The organism is Desulfovibrio biadhensis, assembly GCF_055388615.1.
Genome location: NZ_AP042477.1, coordinates 4,163,705 through 4,184,708 on the forward strand (window position 1 = coordinate 4,163,705; position 21,004 = coordinate 4,184,708).

Here is a 21,004-nt window from a genome sequence, read left to right on the forward strand (position 1 = left end):
ACGGGCGCTGTCGAAAATTGCGAGAGCGCCCGTTTTTTATGTAGTTTTTTAAGAAGAGTCTATTGTTCGCAAGTACCGTTACGGCGTTTCTGTTCGTCGCGGTAGAGCTTGTACGTTACGGAGTCCACCAGCGCCTGCCAGCTCGCTTCGATGATGTTGTGCGATACCCCTACAGTCACCCAGCGGGCGCAGGGGTCGCCGGATTCAATAAGAACGCGGACACCAGAAGCTGTTCCAAAGGTTTCCGAGAAGCTTTGGCTGAGCACTCGCACCTTGAAATCCAACAGCTTCATTTCATCCAGGGTAGGGTAAAAGGGGCGCAGCGCCTTGCGCAAGGCGTTGTCCAACGCATTGACAGGGCCTTTCCCCATAGCTGCTGTATGCTCCTCCATTCCTTCCACTTCCAACATGACGGTGGCTTCGCTCAACGGTTCGCCATCAACCGATTCTTTCGAGTCCAGAACATGGAATTTCTTGAGCGTGAAGAATTCCCGCACGCCGCGTTGTGCTATCTTCCGGAAAAGCAGCAATTCCATGGAAGCTTCTGCAGCCGCATAGTCATACCCCATGCTCGACCGCGCCTTCAATTCGTTGAGCAGGCCGCGTACCACAGGCTCGTCTTTGTCCATATGCAGGTCAAAGCGTTTAGCCAGATTGACGATATTGGAGCGCCCTGCCAGTTCGCTGAGCAGAACACGCTGTCGGTTCCCCACAACTTCCGGATTGATGTGCTCATAGAGCTGGGCATCACGGGAAACGGCGCTGACATGAATGCCGCCCTTATGAGCGAACGCAGAGCGCCCTACAAAGGGTTGGCGATTGAAAAGACGCACATTGGCGACTTCTGAGACATAGGTTGCTGTCAGTGTCAGCAGGTCGAGTTTGTCTTTCGGCAAACAGGTGTATGTATCTCCCATTTTAACCTGCAAAATGGGTATTATGGAGCAGAGGTTGGCGTTGCCGCAGCGTTCTCCGTACCCATTGATGGTGCCCTGCACCTGGGTTGCGCCGTTTTGGACACCGGCAAGGGCGTTGGCCACAGCCATTTCGCAATCATTGTGCGGATGAATGCCAAGAGAAGCCTTGGGCAGCTTCTCCGCAACAGTGCGCACTATCTCGCCCAGTTCATCCGGCATGGTGCCGCCGTTGGTGTCGCACAGCACAAGCACATCGGCTCCGGCCTTGTGCGCACTTTCCAGAGCTTGCAACGCATATTCAGGATTGGCTTTGAAGCCGTCGAAAAAATGCTCGGCATCAAAGAAAATCTCCTGGCATTTACCCTTCATGAAGGCAATGGAGTCGTGGATGAGCTCCAGGTTGCGCTGCAAAGGAACGCGCAAAGCCTGCTTGGCATGGATATCCCAGGTCTTACCGAACAAGGTCATGACGCTGGCGCCAGAGTTGAGCATGGCCTGCAGGTTGGGATCTTCTTCTGCCTTGACCTTGGGGTGGTGCGTGCTGCCAAAGGCGCAAATGCGGGCGTGTTGCAGCTCGTAATTCTGGATTTCCTCGAAAAAGGCTACATCCGTAGGGTTGGAGCCAGGGAATCCCCCTTCGATATAGTGGACGCCCAGATCGTCAAGCTTTCGGGCTATTTTTATCTTGTCATCGGTATTGAGGGTTATGTCCTCTGCCTGGGTACCATCTCGAAGGGTGGTGTCGTATATCTTTATGGCTTTCATGACTGTCTTGCTGCTCGCATGGTTGGCAGGCCTGGGGTGGAGCAGAGCTCTTTGCCAGGCCTGCGCGGATGATGCTGTTTCTGGGCCCTGATCAGGCGCCGGCCAGCTCGAAAGCATCGTGCAGGGTGCGCACGGCCAGCTCAGTGTACTTTTCTTCGATCAGGCAGGTAATCTTGATTTCAGAAGTGCTGATCATCAAAATGTTTACGTTTTCCTTGTGCAGGGCGGTAAAAGCCTTGGCCGCAACACCGGAATGATTACGCATTCCTACGCCAATGACAGAAACCTTGCAAACGTGCATGTCAGTAAGGATTTCTCTGGCGCCGATTTCAATCTTCACCTTTTCCAGAATATCGCGAGTGCGTTCCAGATCGCTGCGGCTCACCGTGAAGGTCATGTCCGTAACGCCTTCCTTACTGGTGTTCTGAACGATCATATCCACAAGGATGCCTGCTTCGGCAAGCGGCGAAAAGATGGCTGCGGAAACGCCTGGGCGGTCAATGACGTCGCGCAGGGTCAGGCGAGCCTGATCTTTATCGTACGCAATGCCTGAAACCATAACAGACTCCATCATTTTCGGGTCCTCCTTGCTGACTACGGTGCCCGGCGCATCCGAAAAAGTGGAGCGCACATGGACCGGAACATTGTATTTCTTGGCAAATTCCACAGACCTGATCTGCAATACTTTCGCGCCCATGCTGGCCATCTCGAGCATCTCGTCATAAGCGATTTTCTCGAGTTTGCGCGCCTGGGAGCAGATGTTGGGGTCGGTGGTGTAAACGCCATCCACGTCGGTAAATATTTCGCACAGCTCGGCATTCAAGGCTGCAGCAAGAGCCACGGCCGATGTGTCGGAACCGCCGCGCCCCAGGGTGGTGATGCGCCGGGAATCATCCCAGCCCTGAAAGCCGGCCGCCACCAGCACGTCATGCTCCTGCATCAGGTTTGTCAGCCCTTCGGTGTCAATATTAAGAATGCGAGCACGACCGTAATCGTTGTCAGTGCGGATATCAGCCTGAAAACCCAGCAGGGAGCGGGCTTTGATGCCACAATCTTTGAGCAGCATGCTGAAAAGCGCAACCGAGGCTTGCTCGCCAGTCGTCAGCAGAACATCCATTTCAGAAGGGTCGGGACGACTGGACCATTGTCTGGCCTGGTCCAGCAGGGTGTTGGTGACGCCAGCCATGGCAGAGAGCACCACCACTACCTTGTACCCTTTGTCCAGGGCGGTGCAGACCTTGCTCTGCACCATACGCATACATTCAAGATTCTTGACGGAGGTGCCGCCGAACTTCTGTACCAATATCCGCATGGGAAAGTCCCTGTAGAGGGTTGAAGGTTTATGAACGCGCCATATGGTCCTGCAGGTCTGTTAACCACTGCAGGGCCACCGGGCCTTCCGCAGTCAGGCTCACAACACGTCCGTCAGAGGTTGGTTGCCAGACTAGTCGCACAAAATTGTCTGGTCGGCAATGCGCCGGGAGGAACTGCGCCCACTCCACAACTACAAATTCATGTCCGGCATTGAGCGATTCGCAGAGTGCAGCATCAGGTTCCATGCCCTCCAACCGATATATGTCCATGTGCACACATTCCGGATTGGTGGGGTATACGTGTTGCAACGTAAAGCTGGGACTGGCGACTTCGGCTTCATCGCCTCCCGGCATGGATTCCACCATGCCGCGTACAAGCGTGGTTTTGCCTGCGCCCAAATCCCCTTCTAGCAGCAACGCAGCATACGGTGGGGCGTCTGGCAGGCTCGCAGCCAACATACGCCCCAGATGCAGGGTGGCCTCACTGTCAGCCAGTGTGAGTAAAAACGTCATGGCAGTCTACGCAGCCAATGTGGACGGCACACGCCGGCTATTTTCCACCGAGCAGGGCGCGGAGAATATCTTCTTTGCCAACTACGCCGACAACCTTGTCGTTTTCAACAACGGGCAAGGTGTAGAGTTTTTGTTCCGCCATGATCGTTGCCACCTCGTCCAATGGCGTTTCCGTGGAAACGCTGGTGGGATTTGGCGTCATAGCCTTGTCTACGCGTGTGGCTGTGATTTTTTCCATCTCACGTTCCAAATCGCTGGCGGAAGACAGCGGAAAAAATCCATCCAGCAATGTAAACACGGAAGGAATATGCAGTTTTTTCTGTTGAGCGATCAGGTCGCTCTGGCACAGCACGCCGACAAGCGCACCGGCAGCGTCCACCACTGGCAATCCGTTGTATCCTTTTTCCAGCAGAACCCGGGCAGCCTCGGTGATATCCGTATCAGGCGTTACGGTCGTCGGGTTCGGGGTCATGACTTCTTTGACGGTCATCATGCAGAAAACTCCTTAATAGCCCCAGGGAGGGCATGGGCGATTTCGGAAGCAAAGTTCCCTCTCAAGGGGTACTCCCGTTCGAGGCGTACGCCTGCGAAACCGTGCCAATACACTGCAAGGCAGGTGGCGCGCAAGTCTGAAAGCCCACGCGCCATGAGCGTTGCAATAATGCCGCTTAATACGTCTCCCGCACCCCCGATTGCAAGGGCGGGTGTAGCAAAGGGCGAAACCAGCAATGGGTAGCCGTTTTTGGCAACCAGACTCCCCGCACCCTTTAGCACCAGCGTGACGCCGTGCTCTTTGGCAAAGGTTTTGGCGATACCTGCCCGGTCACTTTGTACTGTGGCTGTGCTAGTTCCCAACAGGCGTGCCATTTCGCCTGGATGTGGCGTAAGAACATCGCCTTCCTTGAGCAAGGAGCAAAGGCCTGGCCGCTCTGCAAGGGCAAAAAGCGCGTCCGCATCAAGCACCGCAGAGGGGCGTTGCCACTGTAAAATTCGTTCCAGACAGTCCTGCATCTCTGGCGTCCGCCCCCATCCTGGGCCGACTACCAATGCGTCGCAGCCATTGATGAAGTCTTTCAATGACGCCAAGTCTTCGGCGTTCCAGGCAATCGCTTTGGATGTTTCATGGGGGAGGGGCAGTACCATCAGTTCAGGCGCCCCTTGCTTGACCTCGGTGGTAATGCCGGCTGGACAGGCTACAGTGACCAGACCTGCGCCAGCGCGTAATGCTCCCAGTCCAGCAAGATGCGCTCCACCGCTCAGGCCGCGGGAACCGCCTATTATGCAGACACGCCCACCATTTCCTTTGTGCATTGTGGAGGAAGGGGGGGGCAGGAGTCCCGCAACACGGGCGTCCAGCAAGCCATAAGACGGTGGCGCATCCTCCAGAATACGAGCAGGAATGCCGATGTGACGGACATGGAGGCGTCCGACAAAATCTTGAGCTTCAGGCAACACAAGGCCGATTTTTGCTGCCTGGAAGGTTACGGTGGCGTTGGCGCGGACTGCAATGGGTGACGCTTTGCCTGTCATGCCGTCCAGGCCAGAAGGGATGTCGAGGGCCAGGATGAAGGCGTGTTCCCTGCGTTGGTTGATGGCCTCGATCCAGGACGCATAAGGCGCGCGCAGGGCGCCTTTGAAGCCAGTCCCCAGCAGGCCGTCTACCAGTACAGTGGCCTCTCCCCATTTTTCTGGCGGCGTGTTTGCAAGCTGCGCCATGGGGGTGCCTGTTCTTCGCGCAAGGCGAAGATGATAGCCGCTGACTCCTTTATAATGGGATAGGGGCGCAGCAAGCAGCAGCAAAACTGCTATCCCCCTGTCGTGCAAATGGCGGGCTAAGGCAATGGCGTCACCCCCGTTGTTGCCTTTGCCGGCAAGCAGAACGACCCGTTCGCGGTCGCACAGTTTTTTCTCTTCCTCAAGAACGGCCAGGGCTTCACGGCTGGCGTTCTCCATAAGTATTTCGTTTTTTACACCATATTGCTGTATGGCTGCCTGATCCCAAGCCCCCATCTCTGCAGGTGTCGGCAAGGGGGTGTAGTAGCTTTCAGTGCTGCCCATGAGATGGTCCCTTGTTTGGTCAGGTTTCAAGCACAACCACGGCTGCCGCAACATCGCGCCCGTGTGTGAGGCTGATATGAGTTGTCGAGACGCCCAACTGAAGCGCGTGCTCTTTAGCTGCACCTAACAAAAAAAGTTCTGGTTTGCCTGACGGAAGGTGGCGCACTTCAAGAGTGTGGAACCCCACACCATGGCGAAAGCCGGTGCCAAGGGCTTTTGAGGCTGCTTCCTTGGCGGCAAAACGCGCAGCCAGAAACGCTACGATGCGAGGTGTTGCTCCCCTGGGCATTTCCTCCAATTCTCTGGGGGTCAGAATGCGCGAAAAAAAGCGCTCGTGATGGCGTTCCCAGATGCGTTGGACACGATCCAGTTCGCATACGTCTATACCCACGCCGACTATCATATATTTCCTCTTTCTTTTCCAGAAAGCGTTTCGATCGCAAGGCTGGTTCGACAGAGCCGTCTACTCTGCAAATGTGGAGATGATCTCCGCCATGTCCTTGACTGCGCGCTCCAAACCAACCAGCACCGCGCGGGAAATGATGCTGTGCCCTATGGAGTATTCCCTGATGCCTGAAATGCGGGCAAAACGCTGGATGTTGGTGTAGTTGAGGCCATGACCTAGATTGACTTCCAGGCCAATGCGTTGGGCAAGGTCGATACCGGCGACGATCTTCTTGAATTCTGCCAGAGCTTCTTGTTCTGTCGTTGCGTCGGCATAGTGCCCTGTATGGATTTCAATGTATTCCGCGCCGGTTTTTTGCGCTGCTTCGATTTGCTCCGGCGCTGCTTCAATGAACAAGCTAGCCAGGGCGCCCTGCTTTTTGAGCGGAGTAAGAAACTCGCGCAATTCCGCTTCACGTCCTGCTACTGCGAGACCACCTTCGGTGGTAAGCTCTTCGCGTTTCTCTGGCACCAGGCATACCATGTGCGGCTTCGTGCGCAGGGCTATGGCCTGCATCTCTTCGGTGGCGGCCATTTCCAGATGCAGCCTGGTGTTCAGGGTTTGGGACATCAGTTCCACATCGCGATCCTGAATGTGGCGTCTGTCTTCGCGTAAGTGGACGATTATGCCGCGCGCTCCGGCAAGTTCCGCAATGTGCGCGGCAGTAATTGGCTCAGGTTCCTTTCCTTGCCTGGCCTGGCGTAATGTGGCCACATGATCGACGTTGACAACCAGAACAGGCATGGGGACCTCCCGGGTTTGTGTTGTTTTGGCAAAGGGGGCATTGCAGTGCTATGCCATAAGCAGCGGCGCAACGAAGTGTACCTTTACATCGCGAATTGCTGGTCATTTTGTGCCCCCAGTAATAGTTCCAGGCTACTGAAAGTCAAGCTTTCTGCTGCGTAAAACCGCTGGCAATGGTTCTGGAACAAGCTTTTGCGGTTCTGACCTGTGTTGACGAATCCCGCTCAAATGGAATAGGGGTCATTTTCTTCATCGCCTTTTTGAAAAGCTATAAATCGTAACAAAAGAGTATACCATGAATCTTTGCATCGTCGGAACCGGATATGTTGGGCTGGTCAGCGCAGCCTGTTTTGCTGAGACTGGAAATACCGTCACTTGCGTGGATGTGAATCCCGAAGTTGTGGAAAGCTTGTCTCAGGGCAAGGTCCATATATACGAACCGGGTCTGGAAGACCTTGTCATCCGCAACTACAAAGAAGGGCGTTTGCGCTTCACCACCAGCCTTAAAGAAGGGCTTGATGACGCTCTGCTCGTTTTCATCACCGTGGGAACCCCGAGTAATGATGATGGTTCTTGCGACCTGAAATACGTACATCAGGTTGCCAGTGAAGTGGGGCAGTTGATCACGAGCTATAAAATCGTCGTAGATAAATCCACGGTTCCTGTGGGAACTGCCGATTCCGTGAAAAGCATCATTCAGGAAGAATTGACCAAGCGTAATGTCGATGTTGAGTATGACGTGGTGTCCAACCCCGAGTTTTTGAAAGAGGGCGACGCGGTTAATGACTTCATGAAGCCCGACCGTGTCATCGTGGGGACGGATAATGTGCGGACTGCGGAGATCCTCAAGGCTCTGTATTCGCCTTTTGCTCGCAGCAGAGACAAAATGATGATCATGAGTGTGCGAAGCGCGGAGATGACCAAGTATGCCGCTAACTGCATGCTGGCCACCAAAATTTCTTTCATAAACGAAATCGCCAATATCTGTGAGCGGGTCGGTGCTGATGTCCGCGATGTTCGCATGGGGATCGGTTCGGATCACCGTATCGGCTACAACTTCATATACCCTGGCGTTGGCTATGGCGGTTCCTGCTTTCCCAAGGACGTCAAGGCCTTGATCCATACTGCCGATTCCATCGAGTATGTGCCACAACTGCTTAACGCTGTTGATGAGGTCAACAACCGCCAGAAGCTTATGCTGGGCAAGAAGATCACCAACTATTTCGAAGCGCACGATGGTTGCGAAGGCAAGACGGTCGCCCTCTGGGGGCTGGCGTTCAAGGCCAATACTGACGATGTGCGCGAGGCCGCTTCCTTGGAGATAACCCGCTACCTGCTTTCCAAGGGGTGCAAGGTGCAGGCCTTTGATCCGGTTGCAGGAAAGCGCGCCATGGAACAACTCAACGACCCTCGCGCCGTGATTGTCGACGAGCAGTACAAAGCACTCGAAGGCGCTGATGTTCTGGCTGTTGTGACAGAATGGAACCAGTTCCGGAGTCCGGATTTCGACCGCATCAAAAAACTGCTTAAAACACCGGCCATCTTTGACGGCCGTAACCTGTATTCTCCCCAGCTTATGACGGATATGGGCTTTGTCTACTTTTGCGTAGGCCGCCCCAGCCCCAGCTTCTAGAAGCTGTCTGAAGTGATAAAGACAAAAAAGATGCCTCATCCGGCTGTATGCGTCGGATGAGGCATCGTCTTTTGGTATTTTCAGCGTGTTAGGCTAACAGATCAAGCAAGAAGTCTAAGACAGGTTCTGAGCTGCAGTTCCTGCAGGATGATGCGTTCATACTCTACGGGGTACTCGCCCTCGTACGAAAATTCCTCTTCAAGAAACTTTTCAAGATACTGAGTTTCTTCCCAAAAATCGAGCAGCTCATCATCGCCCAGGGATTTGATCTGCTCGGCCAGCGGAAAATCTTCCGTCTGTAAGAAAAAACGTCCCATTTGAACTCCTTTCTCAGGTGCGGCTGCGGCAGGATATCCCCAGCCAGTCCCCTTGGTGGATGGCCCCCATGTATAGAAGATCGGCTCGGCTTGCAAGTATCTTTTGCAAAATTGCAACGGAATGCTTTTCAAGGGGGCTCAAGTAAAGGAAAAGCTTCGTTCTTTGAATATGTTTTGCGAGTGAAAATGTTTTTCAATTGACGTTTTGTATGTAGTTCATTTCATGCTTTGGCTCTGAAACTCTGGGATAAATACCATTTTCAATGGGTCGTGCTGTATCAGATCATTTTTTTGCATAAATCATTCGCATGATTTTTGTGGTTGGTTGCATGATTCTGTGCTGTCGTATCAGGTAGCAGGTCAAAAAGTATTTTTTCGGAGTCGAAATCAAGTGAGATCGACATTGTGACGGAGACTTTATGTGCCTGTTGGGCTTGCAGTTCCACAGGTTGTGTTTTATAGGATTTTTCAGCGAATTTATGTTGAAACGGGGATGGCGAAATCCTCAAAGCCCAACCTTTCGCCGATCGGAGATCTGGAATGAATGAAGAGCAAAGAAAACAGGATGCCGAGCTGCTACAGCTTGTGACGTTTAGTATCGGCGAAGAAGAGTTTGGCGTCGACATCCTCAAGGTGCAGGAAATAATCCGCACCATGGAAATAACCAAGGTGCCCAGGGCGCCGGAATTCGTTGAAGGTGTCATCAACCTTCGCGGTAAGGTTATTCCCATTATTGATCTGCGCAAGCGGTTTGGTCTGGAATCTCGCGACCATGACAAGCATACCCGTATAATCGTTATTGAAATCAATAACATGATTGTTGGGTTTGTGGTTGATTCCGTGTCCGAGGTCCTGCGAATTCCCGCTAATACGGTTGAGCCGCCGCCGCCTGTGGTTGCAGGGCTCGAGTCTGAATACATCTCTGGTGTCGGTAAGCTTGAAGATCGCCTCCTGATTCTTCTCGATCTCGACAGCCTGCTTTCCGGAGAAGAGCGCAGCATGCTCAACCAGCTGTAACAACAAGACGCACCGGCTATCTGCCGCACGACTTCCCTGTATTTGGAAGTCGTGCGGTTTATATTTACGGCCGGGATTGCGCCAAGCCTTCGAGATTGCCCTCGAACCAAATACTTACCAGTGCCACAACCCCCAAAAGTAGCTCTTCCCGGATTTGTACAAGACGTTCTGCGTGAATCCGGAAAAAGCGTCGTCATTAATAAAAGCGGCCCCGCGACCTGGGTTTTTCTTGCCCAGGCTCTTTTACAGCATAATGCCAGCCCGGTCATGTTGCTGCGTGATCCAACCGAACTCACAGCGGTCAAAGGATTGCTGCGACTTCTGGATCCTCCATGCCATAATGCGCTTTGGGATGAGCGCTGGATAATCATGCCGCCTTTTTCTCCGGAAAACGGACATTCGGGGCGCGGTGCAGGTTGGCCACAGCGTCTGGCTTGTCTGCATGCCCTTCAAGAGGGGGCCGGAGCACGAGGATTGGTGCTGACAGCAGAAAATCTTTTGCCATTATGGCCGTCTTTGGATTTTTTGCGCAACAACCAGTTGTCTTTGCGTCGCGGGGAAGAGCTTTCCTCTGAAATATTGCTGGAGCAGGCTGCAATATGGGGCTACGAGCGCGTCACCATGGTCTCGAGACCCGGTGAAATGGCCATGCGTGGCGACATCCTTGACGTTTTCGCCCCTGGATACGACACACCCCTGCGTGTAGAGTTTTTTGGGGACGTGGTTGAGGACATTCGCCTCTTTGATCCTGTCAGTCAGCGTGCCAAGGCCCAACTTGACGAGGCTGTGCTACTGCCGGTGCAACCCGGCTCCCCCACGGGCAGTGAAGCCGATGCGGCGCGCTCCCGCTGGAAGGGGCTACGCAAAAAGGGAGAAATGCAACCGGAACAGGAACAAGCGCTGTTGCGCGGTCTGGATGAAGGGCGCGTCCCTATTTTGCCGGGAGTCTTTTTCGAAACCCCTTCGCTTTTTGAAGACTGGCTGCCCTACAATCCCGTGTTCCTGCTCTCGACTCCTGGTGGCGTTCACATCGGAAGCGGCTTCAGCGAAAGCTGGTTGCAGGAAACCCTCTGGGGGTGGGAGCAGCGTCAGGAAAGTGATGACAGGGAGCCGCCCCTCTCGTTGGCCATGCGCTCCACTGATTCCCTGGATGCGATGTTGCGTTCCAGAAGGAGCGTTGTCTTTCAGGACCTGGCGCTTGGGGCGCAAAAGCAGGGAAATGATCTTCTGGAAACACGGGTGGAGTCTTTTGACGAACTGTTCGCCCGTTTCCGGCACGATGCGTTTGATCCGGACCGCTCCTTGCCTGAGGATGCCGCAAGCGAAGATGCTTACCGCGATGCAGGCTTGAGTAAGGACCGCCCCTGGCATTCTTTGGTCGCCCTGTTACGGGAATGGGGGCGTTCTCGTAGACAGACCATTCTGGCTTTCCACACCGAGCAGGGGCGCCGTAAGTTCCTTAAACTGGCGGAAGACGAAGGCCTGCGCTTTCGTGTGGAGTATGATTCCCAAGCCCAGGGGCTTTTCGCCCTGGTGGGACCACTGCAGAAGGGGTACGAGCTCAACTGGAGCCAGACCCTTGTGCTGGGCGAACCAGTGCTGCAGCCCAAGGGCAGTTTCAAGGCCCGGCCGGCTGATCGCGCCTTCAAGGGAATGAAGAGCTATGAAGGGCTCAAAGAAGGGGACTTGCTTGTACACCGCGATTATGGACTGGGGCGCTTTGGCGGCCTCAGCAGGGTGGAGGCCGGCGGTGTGGCCAATGATTACCTGCTGCTCCTTTTTCAAGGCGAGGATAAGCTGTATCTGCCAGTGGACAGGCTTTCCCGGGTGCAACCTTACAAGGGGCCCGATGGTGAAGAGCCTGCACTGGATCGTCTGGGTGGCGTTGGCTGGGTGCGCACCAGAGAAAAGGCTCGCAAAGCCATTGAAAAGATCGCTCATGATCTGGTGGAGATGTACGCCTTTCGCAAGATCGCCAAAGGCTATGCCTATGGTCCGCTGAATGAGATATACAGGGAGTTCGAGGCTTCCTTCGGTTTTGAGGAAACACCTGACCAGGCGCGGGCCATTCAGGATGTGCTCGATGATATGGAACGGCCAGAACCCATGGATCGCCTCATTTGTGGTGACGTAGGGTTCGGCAAGACGGAAGTCGCCTTGCGCGCTGCCTTCCGTGCTGCTTTGGATAATCGACAGGTTGCCCTGTTGTGCCCAACCACTGTTTTGGCGGAACAGCATTATCAGAATTTCAAAAGCCGCCTGCAGGGATTCCCTGTGAATGTGGCCATGCTCAGTCGTTTTGTTTCGGCAAAGAAACAATCCCAGGTGATAGATGCCGCCAAGCGTGGACAGGTGGATATTCTCATCGGCACCCACAGGTTGCTTTCCAAGGACGTTTTGCTCCCCAATCTAGGCTTGCTGGTTTTGGATGAAGAACAGCGTTTTGGGGTCAAGCATAAGGAACGGTTGAAGAAGCTTCGCAAGAATATTGACGCGCTCACCCTGACGGCAACGCCTATCCCACGCACATTACAGCTTTCTCTTTCCGGCGTTCGAGAGCTTTCCGTGATCGAAACTCCCCCGAGAGAACGTAAACCCGTTGAGACCGCCGTGGTGGAGCGTACGCCTGATATGTTGCGCAATATTCTTTTGCGCGAGCTTGATCGGGGCGGACAGGTTTTCTGGGTACATAACCGTGTGCAAGGCCTGGGAAAGGTCGAAGAATTTGTTCGTTCACTTGTTCCCGAAGCAAATGTAGGGCAAGCCCATGGACAAATGCCGGAACGGCAGCTCGAAGAGGCAATGCACAAATTCTGGCATGGTGAGCTTGATGTCCTGGTCTGCACTGCGATTATCGAATCCGGATTGGACTTTCCTCGGGCCAATACCCTGGTAGTGGACCAGGCGCAGATGTTCGGGCTGGGGCAATTGTATCAGCTCCGCGGCCGTGTGGGACGCTCGGATCGCCAGGCGTATGCCTATTTTGTGACTCCCAGCATGGAGCGTCTGGGAGAGGTCGCACGTAAGCGCTTGAAGATTATCATGGATATGGACTATCTTGGCGCCGGTTTCCAGGTCGCCATGGAGGATCTGCGTTTGCGTGGCGCCGGTAATATACTTGGCGAGTCTCAATCCGGGCATATTGCAAAGGTCGGGCTGGACCTTTTCCTCGAAATGCTTGAAGAGGAAGTGCGACGTATCAAGGGCGGCCCCATGGTTCAGGCCACAGAAACCGAACTCAACATCGGGTTTTCCGCCAATATTCCCGAGTCGTATATTTCGGATGCAGGTGAACGACTGCGGTTTTACAAAGGATTTTCCTCGGCACAGAGTCAGGAGGCGATGCAGGATTTGGAGGCAGAAGTGCGAGACCGTTTTGGTCCCTTGCCAGAAACCCTGCAGGATTTCCTTGAGGTGCTTTCCATAAAACGGCTGCTTGGCAAATTGCAGGTGGCCAAGGCAGATCTTGCTCCAGGCATGATTCGTATGACATGGAGCGAAGACGTTGGCGTTATCGAACCGCAAACCCTGGTAACATGGGTGGCGGAACACAAAGACAAAGCCAGGCTCAAACCGCCTTCTACTCTGGAATTGAAGCTTGATGCCAGCGGCACCCGCAGAGACGCTCTGCGCAAGGCGTACGCCTCCATCGAGGGGCTGATTGGTGCTGCCGCCGAATCAACACAGTACGAGCGAGAACATGTTTAAGAAACAGCGAGCATTTTTTGTGCGGCTGGCTTTGCCGGCCATGATGACAGCGATACTTATTGGCAGTGGTCTTGCGGGGTGCAGCCAGGAACCCAGCGATGTGGGGGTTGTTGCTCGGGTTAATGGAAAACCCATTTTTCTTGAGCAGCTTGAGGCAAAATACGACCTGTCGCATTTGGGGTGGTCCGGCACTGTTTCTCCTAGTTTGGGAAAGCTGAAGGCCGACTATAACCGCATTCTAAGCGAACTCATTGCCCAGGAACTGATATTCCAGGTGCTCGACGAAAAGGGAATGCCCGTAACCAGGGACGAATTGCTTCAGGCAGAGGCAACGGTGCGGGCGGATTACCCCAAAGGAATGTTCGAGCAGGTTTTGGTTGAAGAATATATTGACCTGGATGTATGGCGGGAGCAACTGCGGGCGCATCTGGCATACAATAAGCTTTTGGAAAAGATATTGCGCCCCCGTGTTACGGTAGAGCCTTGGGAAATCGAGGACTATTACAAAGCGCACATTGATCAGTACAATGTACCTTCCAGGATCCGTTTTTTGCTGGTGACAGGCCCTGACAAGGACACCGTGGCCGCTGCTGTGGCCCACTATGAAAAGAATCACGATGCAGAAGCGTTTGCAGGGGAATTTCCTACGGTAAAGTTACAAGAAATGCGCGTACTGGAAGACAGGCTGACGCGTAAATGGCAGGGCGCTCTTGCCGGTGTTGCCGAAGGTGAAGGCAGTGAAGCTTTGTCTGCTCAAAGCGGGGCCGAAGCGTTAATCCTCTTGGAACGCACTCCTGCGCATCAGCTTTCCCCGCAGGAAGCCGCTACAATGATAGAAAAGCAGTTGATGGAGCGCAAGCTGCAAAAGGCGTTTACGGACTGGCTTGAAAACGAACTGGCAGGCGCAGATATTTTTGTAAGTCAGCAACTTGTGACTGATGGCGATGATGCGGAAGAACCGGCGCAGGAGGAGGTTGCTCCTGCCGAAGAGCCCACTGCTCCTGGTTCCGAAGCCCCGTTGGGCGACGAGGCGCCCATGGAAGAGGGAGACGCTGTTTCTCCAGGGCAGAATTCGCAGCCAGCGCCTTCTGCTCTTGAGAATTCAGGGAGCGGTTCCCAGGATGGGGCTACAAGCGGCGTGTATGGCCACCGCGGTACTGCTGCCTAGTAAAAAGTTTACAGTTTCCGGGGGGCAGGGGATACGCGTAGGGCAGTTGCAAAGATTTGCGACAACGGGTACCTTCGCACTGTTTTTTTACCCGATACTCTGACAACGTACCTAAACAGGTAACCATAATTATGCATATGAATGTAGCTACTCGCACCCGGTCAGTCCTTTGTACACTGTCTTTTGCATTGCTGTTGCTTCTGTTTTATGGCGCTCCAGCAGTCCAAGGGGCTGAAGTTGTTGACCGTATCGTTGCTGTGGTCAACGGCCGGCTTATCACGCTCTCCGAGGTAAACCAAAACCTCGAGGTCTTCCTCAAGACCGTGCAGGAAAGTCAGAACTCCGAGTACATGAATATGGACGTGCAGGACTTGCGTCGCCGGATTCTGGACAAGATGATCGCTGATATCCTGATCGAAGAGCAGGCCAAAAGATATCAGATTGAAGTGTCTGATGGTGAAATCAGATCTTTTCTTGATAGATTTAAAGAGCAGAACAATCTGACGCAAGAACAGCTCGAGGGGTATCTTACGCAGCAAGGGATGACCCTTGAAGGTTACAAGGACAGAATCAGACGTAAGATGTTGCGCGACAGACTTGTTACTGCAATGGTTAACCGCAAGATTATCATTACAGATGAAGAGGTGGAGCAGTTCTACCAGGAACACAAAGGCGAAATCTCCGGCGCAGGCGCCGATGCATTGCGCCTCAGTCTCATAGTCTTGGGGCCGACGCCTGATCCTGATGATCTGCGGAGCAGCATTGTTGCTGGTGAAATGACCTTTTCGGCTGCCGCCAAAAAGTATTCTGTAGGCCCTGCCGCAGAACAGGGCGGTGACTTGGGGATGGTGGATGTCAAGGATTTGGCTCCCGAAATCAAGGCTGTGGCCAGCAATCTCCAAATAGGCCAGGTGAGCAAACCTTTTGTGCTTGGTGGCAAGCCAGCGTTTATTCTGCTTGCAAGTGGTGACAAAAGCAGCAGTAATACTGGTGCGCCTGCTTTGACTGATGCGGTGCGCGATCAGATCAGGTCCGTACTTGCAGAGCAAAAATCCGAGAAGCTTTTCAAGGAATATACGCAGCGTCTTCGTGAAAATGCCGTCATAGACGACAGACTGTAGTTTTGTGATCGGAAGGCGTTGCCGCAAAATAAATCTTGTAGCCTCATAAAGGCAACGAGGACGATGAACTTTCAGGAAGTTGGCGAAATATTACGGCAGGAGCGTCTGCAAAAAGGTCTCAGCATTGAAGAAGTGATGCAGGAGACCAAGGTGAGCCGTCGCCACCTCGAGGCCATTGAGGATGGTCGCGTGGAGGATTTACCGCATCCCGTCTATGTGAAGGGGTTCATAAATACCTATGCGCGTATGCTTAGCATCGAGGTCAAGGGCTTGGGCGCGGCTGTCGATACTGCTTTTGCCCATGTCATCGAAGAAGAAGAGCAAGAAGAACGCAGACGCCATCGTACGCGTGACATTACCCTTAGTTCAGGTAACCGGAAGAGTCCCGGGTCCAAGATTATTGTAGTGATATTGCTGCTGGCAGTTCTTGGGGGCGCCGGTTACGGGGTGTGGTGGTATTTCTTCCAGCCTGGCACAAACGGTTCTTCTGACTCCATGCAGCCAGCTGTGGTGACGCCGCAATCCACTGAGCCGGAAACCGAACAGGAAACGTCTGGCGGAATGCAGAACGGGCAGATCAATAGGGAAAATGATGCCCAACCGATGCTGCCTCCTGAACCTGTAGCGCCTCCTGTGGAATTGATTCCCGAGCCTTTGCCAGGGGCGAGTTCCATGGAGCAGCCTGGTAATATGCCTGCCCCCCCCGGATTGACTGTTCCTGCTGAAGCATTGCCAGCGGATGGCGCCCAGGAGAATGCCGCGGGTCAGGGGGATACAGCTGCTACTGCTGTTGCGCCTGTGGATGCATCTGGTCAAACGGAATCCGGGCAGGCAGACGTCGGGCTTGCAGAACCCGGGCAGACAGAGGCCGCGCAGGCGGAAGCCGGGCAGACCCCGGAGAATGCCGAAGAAGCTTCCGGAGAAAAACCCATCGTCATTGCTTCCTCTGCCGCCAGGGCTGCTGACAAAAGCACCGTCAGTATCCTCGAGGTGAATGGAAGTGGCGAGTGCTGGATAGAAGCCAAAGTTGACAAGGATTTTACTACTGATTTTTATGTCAGAGAGGGCGAGCGTGTACAATTGTGGTTCACGCGCACCCTTGCCGTGAAGTTTGGCAATATAGGCGAGGTTTCGTTATCGTATAACGGATCGCCTTACACCACCAGCATACCTCCCAGCGGTGTTAAGACGCTTACGTTTCCGCCCTCGCCTTGAACCTGAATAACCAGAGGCCGGCCGCGTGCAGGAGTTCTCCGAAAAAGTCCTGGTGCTCCGTGTGGGGCGTTTCCGGGAAGCGGACGCATGGGTGCGTTTTCTTTCGCCCACTCGTGGCGTGCTCACTGCCTTTGCTTTTGGCGGTTGTAAAAGCCGGCGGCGTTTCTGTGGGTGCCTTGATCCGTGTAATGAAGTGCTTTTCAAGGTCAAAAGCAACCGCACAGGCACCTATCTCAATCTTGAAGAAGGGGTGTTGACCCATTCCCCCTCCAGACTTCGCAGTGATGGTTCACGACTGGGATTGGCGGTAAACTGCATAAAGTTTGCTGAAGCTGCTGCAGACAGAACCGAAAGCGGTGCAGCTGCCTACTCCTTATTGCGTGAAACACTGCTGGTGCTGGATGGCGAATGCGAACCTTCTCCCATGGTGCCAGTGCTTTTTCGGGCCAGATTGGCATTTGAGCAGGGGCTTTGGCCCCAGTTGGAAGCATGCGTGGATTGCGGTCGCCCCTTGTGTGGTGATTCTGATGCAACCTGCGGCGAGGGCGGTGTGCCGCGCTATGGTGCGCGTTTTCTGGTTGAACAGGGGCATGCGCTGTGCCCTGCCTGTAATGCCAGAGAGCGTGGCCTGCACCTGCCCGTATGCAATCAGGCCCTTGAAACGCTGGCCAGAGTGCGTGACACCTCGCCCGAAAATTGGCAAAATCTCAATCTTCCGCCTGCTGTGCGCAGAGAATGCGCCACACTTGTGGATCACTTCGTACGCTATCATCTGGGTCTTGCCTGGGAAAAGGGCGGTTTCCGCAAGACCTGATCCGGATGCAAAACCATTTTGTGGCTGGTGGCAGCAGGTAATACTACTGGCTTTCAGTCCGCTTTGATGCTATGCGCTTGCCCGCAGGTTCGCGCAACCGCACCACATTTTGCAGGAGACCAGCATGCATTTTCAGGACGTGATTCTTACTTTGCAACGTTTTTGGGCCGATTACGGCTGCATTATTCAACAGCCCTATGATGTAGAGGTTGGGGCCGGTACCTTCAACCCCGCCACTTTTTTACGGGTCATCGGGCCAGAGCCATGGAATGTGGCCTATGTTGAGCCATCCAGACGTCCGACTGACGGGCGCTACGGGGAAAACCCCAATCGGCTGCAGCATTATTATCAATTCCAGGTAATCCTCAAGCCCTCCCCCCCGGATGTTCAGGAAGTCTACCTGAAAAGCCTGGAGGCATTGGGCTTTGATCAGCGCTCCCATGATGTGCGTTTTGTGGAAGACGACTGGGAATCGCCAACCCTTGGCGCTTGGGGCTTGGGCTGGGAAGTCTGGTTGAATGGCATGGAAGTTACGCAATTCACCTATTTTCAGCAGGTAGGGGGCATTGATCTCTCGCCCATCAGTGTAGAGCTGACATACGGCCTTGAGCGCATCAGCATGTACCTGCAGGAAAAGGAATCTGTCTACGATTTGCAGTGGAACGACCGTGTTACCTATGGGCAGGTGCACCATCAGGGCGAGGTGGAAAATTCTCGCTATAACTTTGAGCACAGCGACGCATCCATGCTGCTTGCACACTTCAATGACTTTGAGAAGGAAGGGCTGGCGCTGTGCAAGGAAGGATTGCCCTGGCCCGCCTATGATTACTGCATGAAGTGTTCGCATACTTTCAATCTGTTGCAGGCACGCGGCGCCATCTCCATTACGGAGCGCACCACCTATATTGCCCGCGTACGCAACCTGGCCTCCCGTGTGGCGCGTTTATATGCACAACAGCGCGAGGACCTGGGCTATCCCATGTTGCCTGGCGGCGCCCCAATGAATGACAACTCCACCGGGGAGGTGCGCTAGCCATGTCTGTTTTTGTATTTGAAATCGGATTCGAGGAAATGCCTGCCCGCTTTTTGAACGGGTTGGAGCAGGCTCTTGTCAAGGACCTGGCTGCCCGCTTTGAGGCTGCCTTGCTCGATTACGAGGGGCTGCAGACCTACGCCACCCCCCGCAGACTTGCCGTTATCGTGGATTCCCTTGCTGCAGAGCAGCGTACCAACGAGGAACTGGTGACGGGGCCGCCGCGCAAGGTCGCATATGATCAGGACGGCAACCCCACCAAGGCCGCAGTCGGTTTTGCCAAAACGCAAGGTGTAAACCTGGAAGACGCTTTTTGGCACACCACGGACAAGGGCGAATATCTGGCTGTGCGTAAGACTGTTGGAGGGGCGCCCGCAGTTGCGTTGTTGCCTGAATTGTTGGCTGCGGCGGCAAATGCTTTGCCGTTCCCCAAACGTATGCGTTGGGGCGCAGGGGAGCAGACCTTTGGCCGCCCCATCAGGTGGTTGCTGGCGCTACTTGATGACAAGACCATTTCCTTTTCCATGGACGGCATGTCCAGTGGCAACACTACGTGCGGCCATCGCGTGCATGGTTTTGGCCCTTGGGAAGTGCCCAATGCTACGGCTTATCGCGATGTAGTCGCTGACAAGGGGCAGGTTGTGCTGGACCCGGCAGTGCGTCGCGCCAGCATCATGGAGCAAGGCGACGCGCAGGCAAAAAGCGCTGGTGGCAGTGTGGTCTGGAAGGATTCGCTGTTGGAAGAAGTCACCGGCCTGGTGGAATTTCCCAAGCCTGTGCTTGGCAATTTTGATCCTGCTTTTTTGGAACTCCCGCGCGAGGTTCTGCTGACCAGCATGGAAAGTCATCAGAAGAGCTTTGGCGTCGAGGATGGCGAAGGGAAGCTGCTGCCGCATTTTCTCTGCACCCTGAATCTGGACCCCAAGGATTTGGATCTGGTGCGCAAAGGGTGGGAGCGTGTGCTCAAGGCCCGTCTTGAAGACGCCCGCTTCTTTTGGAAGACCGACCTCGCCCAATCTTTTGACCAGTGGCTGGCAAAGCTCGAGAGCGTCATCTTCCTCGCCCCTCTGGGGAGCATGGCTGATCGGGCCAAACGTATTCAGGCTTTGGCAACTGCGTTTGCCGAGGAGGCTGCACCCGATGCCAAAGATGTTGCGCATCGTGCAGGGTTGCTGGCCAAGGCCGACCTGGTGACCGAAATGGTTGGCGAGTTTGCCGATCTGCAAGGCATGATGGGTGGGATATACGCACGTAAAAAGGGCGAAACCGATGCGGTTGCCACGGCAATCTACGAACATTACCTGCCAGCAGGGCCGGATAGCCCTGTACCTGGAAGTGTAGCGGGCGCTCTTGTTTCCATTGCGGATAAGGCCGACACCCTGGCTGGGTGTTTTGGATTGGATATGGCCCCCACTGGGGCAAACGATCCCTATGCACTCAGACGCAGCGCACTTGGCATTTGCCGTATCCTTTTGGAAAAAGGCATCCGCCTGGATTTGGAAGGACTGATCCAGAAAGCCATTGCAGGCTATGGTGAACGCGATTGGAAAAAGAGCCCTGAAGAAACTGCCCTGGCGCTGCGTGAGTTTTTTGGGCAGCGTTTACGGGGGCTTTTTGTACAGCAAGGGCACGCCACCCTGGTTGTGGGCGCTTGTGTAAATGCCGGTATAGCAGACGTCTGGGGGCTTGAAGCGCGCATAAAAGCCCTGGAGAGCTTCAGCAAAGAGGCCGATTTTGAACAGGCGGTACTGACCTTCAAGCGTGCGGGGAACATCATCCGCAAGCAAGGAAGCGAAGCCGGACAGCCTTTGACCGGGGAGTTTATCGCTGCCAAGCTGCAGGAGCCCCAGGAGAAGGAGCTTGCCGCCCAGATCGAAGCCATGGCGCCGCGTTTTGATAGTCTCTGGCAGCAGGATGATTATGCCGAACTCATGGGCCTGTTGCGGGAGTTGCGCCCTTATGTGGATGCCTTTTTTGATAACGTCATGGTTATGTGCGATGATGAGGCGTTGCGGTTGAACCGTTTGAATCTGCTGCAGGCCCTGGTGGAGAAGCTGGCCCGTTTGGCGGATTTCAATGCCATGCAGGTCTAGTAGGAGTATGTTGCGTAAACGCTGCAGGCAATGTGTGAGATAAATGTCTGGAAAAGTACTTGACAAATTTCCATTTTGGAATGTAAAGACTTCTTTTCCAAATTGACGCGAATAATAACCGAGTTCTTAC

General features: G+C 54.2%; 17 protein-coding genes. 9 read left to right on the forward strand and 8 right to left on the reverse strand.

The window, feature by feature from the left end:
- Nucleotides 1-59 precede the first annotated feature (59 nt).
- The 7 genes from cimA to ACZ5EH_RS18050 form a co-directional block, all read right to left on the reverse strand.
- A complete protein-coding gene (gene cimA, locus ACZ5EH_RS18020; protein WP_464275264.1) occupies nt 60-1,682 on the reverse strand; it encodes a citramalate synthase in 1,623 nt (540 codons plus the stop codon).
- Nucleotides 1,683-1,773: 91 nt separating this feature from the next.
- Nucleotides 1,774-2,994 carry an aspartate kinase gene (locus ACZ5EH_RS18025; RefSeq protein ID WP_464275265.1) on the reverse strand — a complete coding sequence of 407 codons (1,221 nt, stop codon included), beginning with the start codon at nt 2,992-2,994 and terminating at the stop codon, nt 1,774-1,776.
- Nucleotides 2,995-3,022: 28 nt separating this feature from the next.
- On the reverse strand, nt 3,023-3,508 hold the full coding sequence (tsaE, locus tag ACZ5EH_RS18030) for a tRNA (adenosine(37)-N6)-threonylcarbamoyltransferase complex ATPase subunit type 1 TsaE (protein WP_464275266.1): 486 nt from the start codon (nt 3,506-3,508) through the stop codon (nt 3,023-3,025).
- A 37-nt stretch (nt 3,509-3,545) separates the two neighbouring features.
- Complete coding sequence (locus ACZ5EH_RS18035) at nt 3,546-4,001, reverse strand: CBS domain-containing protein (RefSeq protein WP_464275267.1); 456 nt, start codon at nt 3,999-4,001, stop codon at nt 3,546-3,548.
- Nucleotides 3,998-5,566: an NAD(P)H-hydrate dehydratase gene (locus ACZ5EH_RS18040; RefSeq protein ID WP_464275268.1), complete on the reverse strand. Its 1,569-nt coding sequence runs from the start codon at nt 5,564-5,566 to the stop codon at nt 3,998-4,000. Before ACZ5EH_RS18040 ends, ACZ5EH_RS18035 begins: the two co-directional genes overlap by 4 nt.
- Before the next feature lie 19 nt (nt 5,567-5,585).
- Nucleotides 5,586-5,969, reverse strand: coding sequence for a holo-[acyl-carrier-protein] synthase (locus ACZ5EH_RS18045; protein ID WP_464275269.1), 384 nt, complete (start codon nt 5,967-5,969; stop codon nt 5,586-5,588).
- Nucleotides 5,970-6,029: 60 nt separating this feature from the next.
- Nucleotides 6,030-6,755 (reverse strand): pyridoxine 5'-phosphate synthase, encoded by a 726-nt coding sequence (locus ACZ5EH_RS18050; RefSeq protein ID WP_464275270.1) that lies wholly within the window; start codon nt 6,753-6,755, stop codon nt 6,030-6,032.
- A gap of 295 nt (nt 6,756-7,050) precedes the next feature.
- Here ACZ5EH_RS18050 and ACZ5EH_RS18055 point away from each other — a divergent pair, with 295 nt between their 5' ends.
- On the forward strand, nt 7,051-8,388 hold the full coding sequence (locus ACZ5EH_RS18055; protein WP_464275271.1) for a UDP-glucose dehydrogenase family protein: 1,338 nt from the start codon (nt 7,051-7,053) through the stop codon (nt 8,386-8,388).
- Nucleotides 8,389-8,489: 101 nt separating this feature from the next.
- On the opposite strand, the gene ACZ5EH_RS18060 is transcribed toward ACZ5EH_RS18055, so the two are convergent.
- Complete coding sequence (locus ACZ5EH_RS18060) at nt 8,490-8,705, reverse strand: hypothetical protein (RefSeq protein ID WP_464275272.1); 216 nt, start codon at nt 8,703-8,705, stop codon at nt 8,490-8,492.
- Between the two features lie 540 nt (nt 8,706-9,245).
- On the opposite strand from ACZ5EH_RS18060, the gene ACZ5EH_RS18065 reads away from it, so the two are divergent.
- The 8 genes from ACZ5EH_RS18065 to glyS all read left to right on the forward strand — a co-directional run bounded on the left by ACZ5EH_RS18065 (nt 9,246) and on the right by glyS (nt 20,874).
- A complete protein-coding gene (locus ACZ5EH_RS18065; RefSeq protein WP_464275273.1) occupies nt 9,246-9,722 on the forward strand; it encodes a chemotaxis protein CheW in 477 nt (158 codons plus the stop codon).
- A gap of 120 nt (nt 9,723-9,842) precedes the next feature.
- The gene (gene mfd, locus ACZ5EH_RS18070; protein WP_464275274.1) at nt 9,843-13,430 is read left to right on the forward strand and encodes a transcription-repair coupling factor; all 3,588 of its coding nucleotides are present in this window, start codon (nt 9,843-9,845) and stop codon (nt 13,428-13,430) included.
- A complete protein-coding gene (locus ACZ5EH_RS18075) occupies nt 13,423-14,598 on the forward strand; it encodes a peptidylprolyl isomerase (protein ID WP_464275275.1) in 1,176 nt (391 codons plus the stop codon). The genes mfd and ACZ5EH_RS18075 overlap by 8 nt, the downstream gene beginning before the upstream one ends.
- A gap of 137 nt (nt 14,599-14,735) precedes the next feature.
- Nucleotides 14,736-15,719, forward strand: a complete 984-nt coding sequence (locus ACZ5EH_RS18080) for a SurA N-terminal domain-containing protein (protein WP_464275276.1) — start codon at nt 14,736-14,738, stop codon at nt 15,717-15,719.
- A gap of 63 nt (nt 15,720-15,782) precedes the next feature.
- A complete protein-coding gene (locus ACZ5EH_RS18085; protein WP_464275277.1) occupies nt 15,783-16,934 on the forward strand; it encodes a helix-turn-helix domain-containing protein in 1,152 nt (383 codons plus the stop codon).
- A gap of 25 nt (nt 16,935-16,959) precedes the next feature.
- On the forward strand, nt 16,960-17,748 hold the full coding sequence (recO, locus tag ACZ5EH_RS18090) for a DNA repair protein RecO (protein WP_464275278.1): 789 nt from the start codon (nt 16,960-16,962) through the stop codon (nt 17,746-17,748).
- 124 nt (nt 17,749-17,872) lie between these two features.
- Nucleotides 17,873-18,781, forward strand: a complete 909-nt coding sequence (gene glyQ / locus ACZ5EH_RS18095; protein WP_464275279.1) for a glycine--tRNA ligase subunit alpha — start codon at nt 17,873-17,875, stop codon at nt 18,779-18,781.
- Nucleotides 18,782-18,783: 2 nt separating this feature from the next.
- A complete protein-coding gene (gene glyS, locus ACZ5EH_RS18100; protein WP_464275280.1) occupies nt 18,784-20,874 on the forward strand; it encodes a glycine--tRNA ligase subunit beta in 2,091 nt (696 codons plus the stop codon).
- Nucleotides 20,875-21,004 lie beyond the last annotated feature (130 nt).

What these genes read in the sequence shown, in the direction of transcription:
- cimA (WP_464275264.1), bottom strand. Translation starts at nt 1,682, where the DNA reads ATGAAAGCCATAAAGATATACGACACCACCCTTCGAGATGGTACCCAG.
- ACZ5EH_RS18025 (WP_464275265.1), bottom strand. Translation starts at nt 2,994, where the DNA reads ATGCGGATATTGGTACAGAAGTTCGGCGGCACCTCCGTCAAGAATCTT.
- tsaE (WP_464275266.1), bottom strand. Translation starts at nt 3,508, where the DNA reads ATGACGTTTTTACTCACACTGGCTGACAGTGAGGCCACCCTGCATCTG.
- ACZ5EH_RS18035 (WP_464275267.1), bottom strand. Translation starts at nt 4,001, where the DNA reads ATGATGACCGTCAAAGAAGTCATGACCCCGAACCCGACGACCGTAACG.
- ACZ5EH_RS18040 (WP_464275268.1), bottom strand. Translation starts at nt 5,566, where the DNA reads ATGGGCAGCACTGAAAGCTACTACACCCCCTTGCCGACACCTGCAGAG.
- ACZ5EH_RS18045 (WP_464275269.1), bottom strand. Translation starts at nt 5,969, where the DNA reads ATGATAGTCGGCGTGGGTATAGACGTATGCGAACTGGATCGTGTCCAA.
- ACZ5EH_RS18050 (WP_464275270.1), bottom strand. Translation starts at nt 6,755, where the DNA reads ATGCCTGTTCTGGTTGTCAACGTCGATCATGTGGCCACATTACGCCAG.
- ACZ5EH_RS18055 (WP_464275271.1), top strand. Translation starts at nt 7,051, where the DNA reads ATGAATCTTTGCATCGTCGGAACCGGATATGTTGGGCTGGTCAGCGCA.
- ACZ5EH_RS18060 (WP_464275272.1), bottom strand. Translation starts at nt 8,705, where the DNA reads ATGGGACGTTTTTTCTTACAGACGGAAGATTTTCCGCTGGCCGAGCAG.
- ACZ5EH_RS18065 (WP_464275273.1), top strand. Translation starts at nt 9,246, where the DNA reads ATGAATGAAGAGCAAAGAAAACAGGATGCCGAGCTGCTACAGCTTGTG.
- ACZ5EH_RS18075 (WP_464275275.1), top strand. Translation starts at nt 13,423, where the DNA reads ATGTTTAAGAAACAGCGAGCATTTTTTGTGCGGCTGGCTTTGCCGGCC.
- ACZ5EH_RS18080 (WP_464275276.1), top strand. Translation starts at nt 14,736, where the DNA reads ATGAATGTAGCTACTCGCACCCGGTCAGTCCTTTGTACACTGTCTTTT.
- ACZ5EH_RS18085 (WP_464275277.1), top strand. Translation starts at nt 15,783, where the DNA reads ATGAACTTTCAGGAAGTTGGCGAAATATTACGGCAGGAGCGTCTGCAA.
- glyQ (WP_464275279.1), top strand. Translation starts at nt 17,873, where the DNA reads ATGCATTTTCAGGACGTGATTCTTACTTTGCAACGTTTTTGGGCCGAT.
- glyS (WP_464275280.1), top strand. Translation starts at nt 18,784, where the DNA reads ATGTCTGTTTTTGTATTTGAAATCGGATTCGAGGAAATGCCTGCCCGC.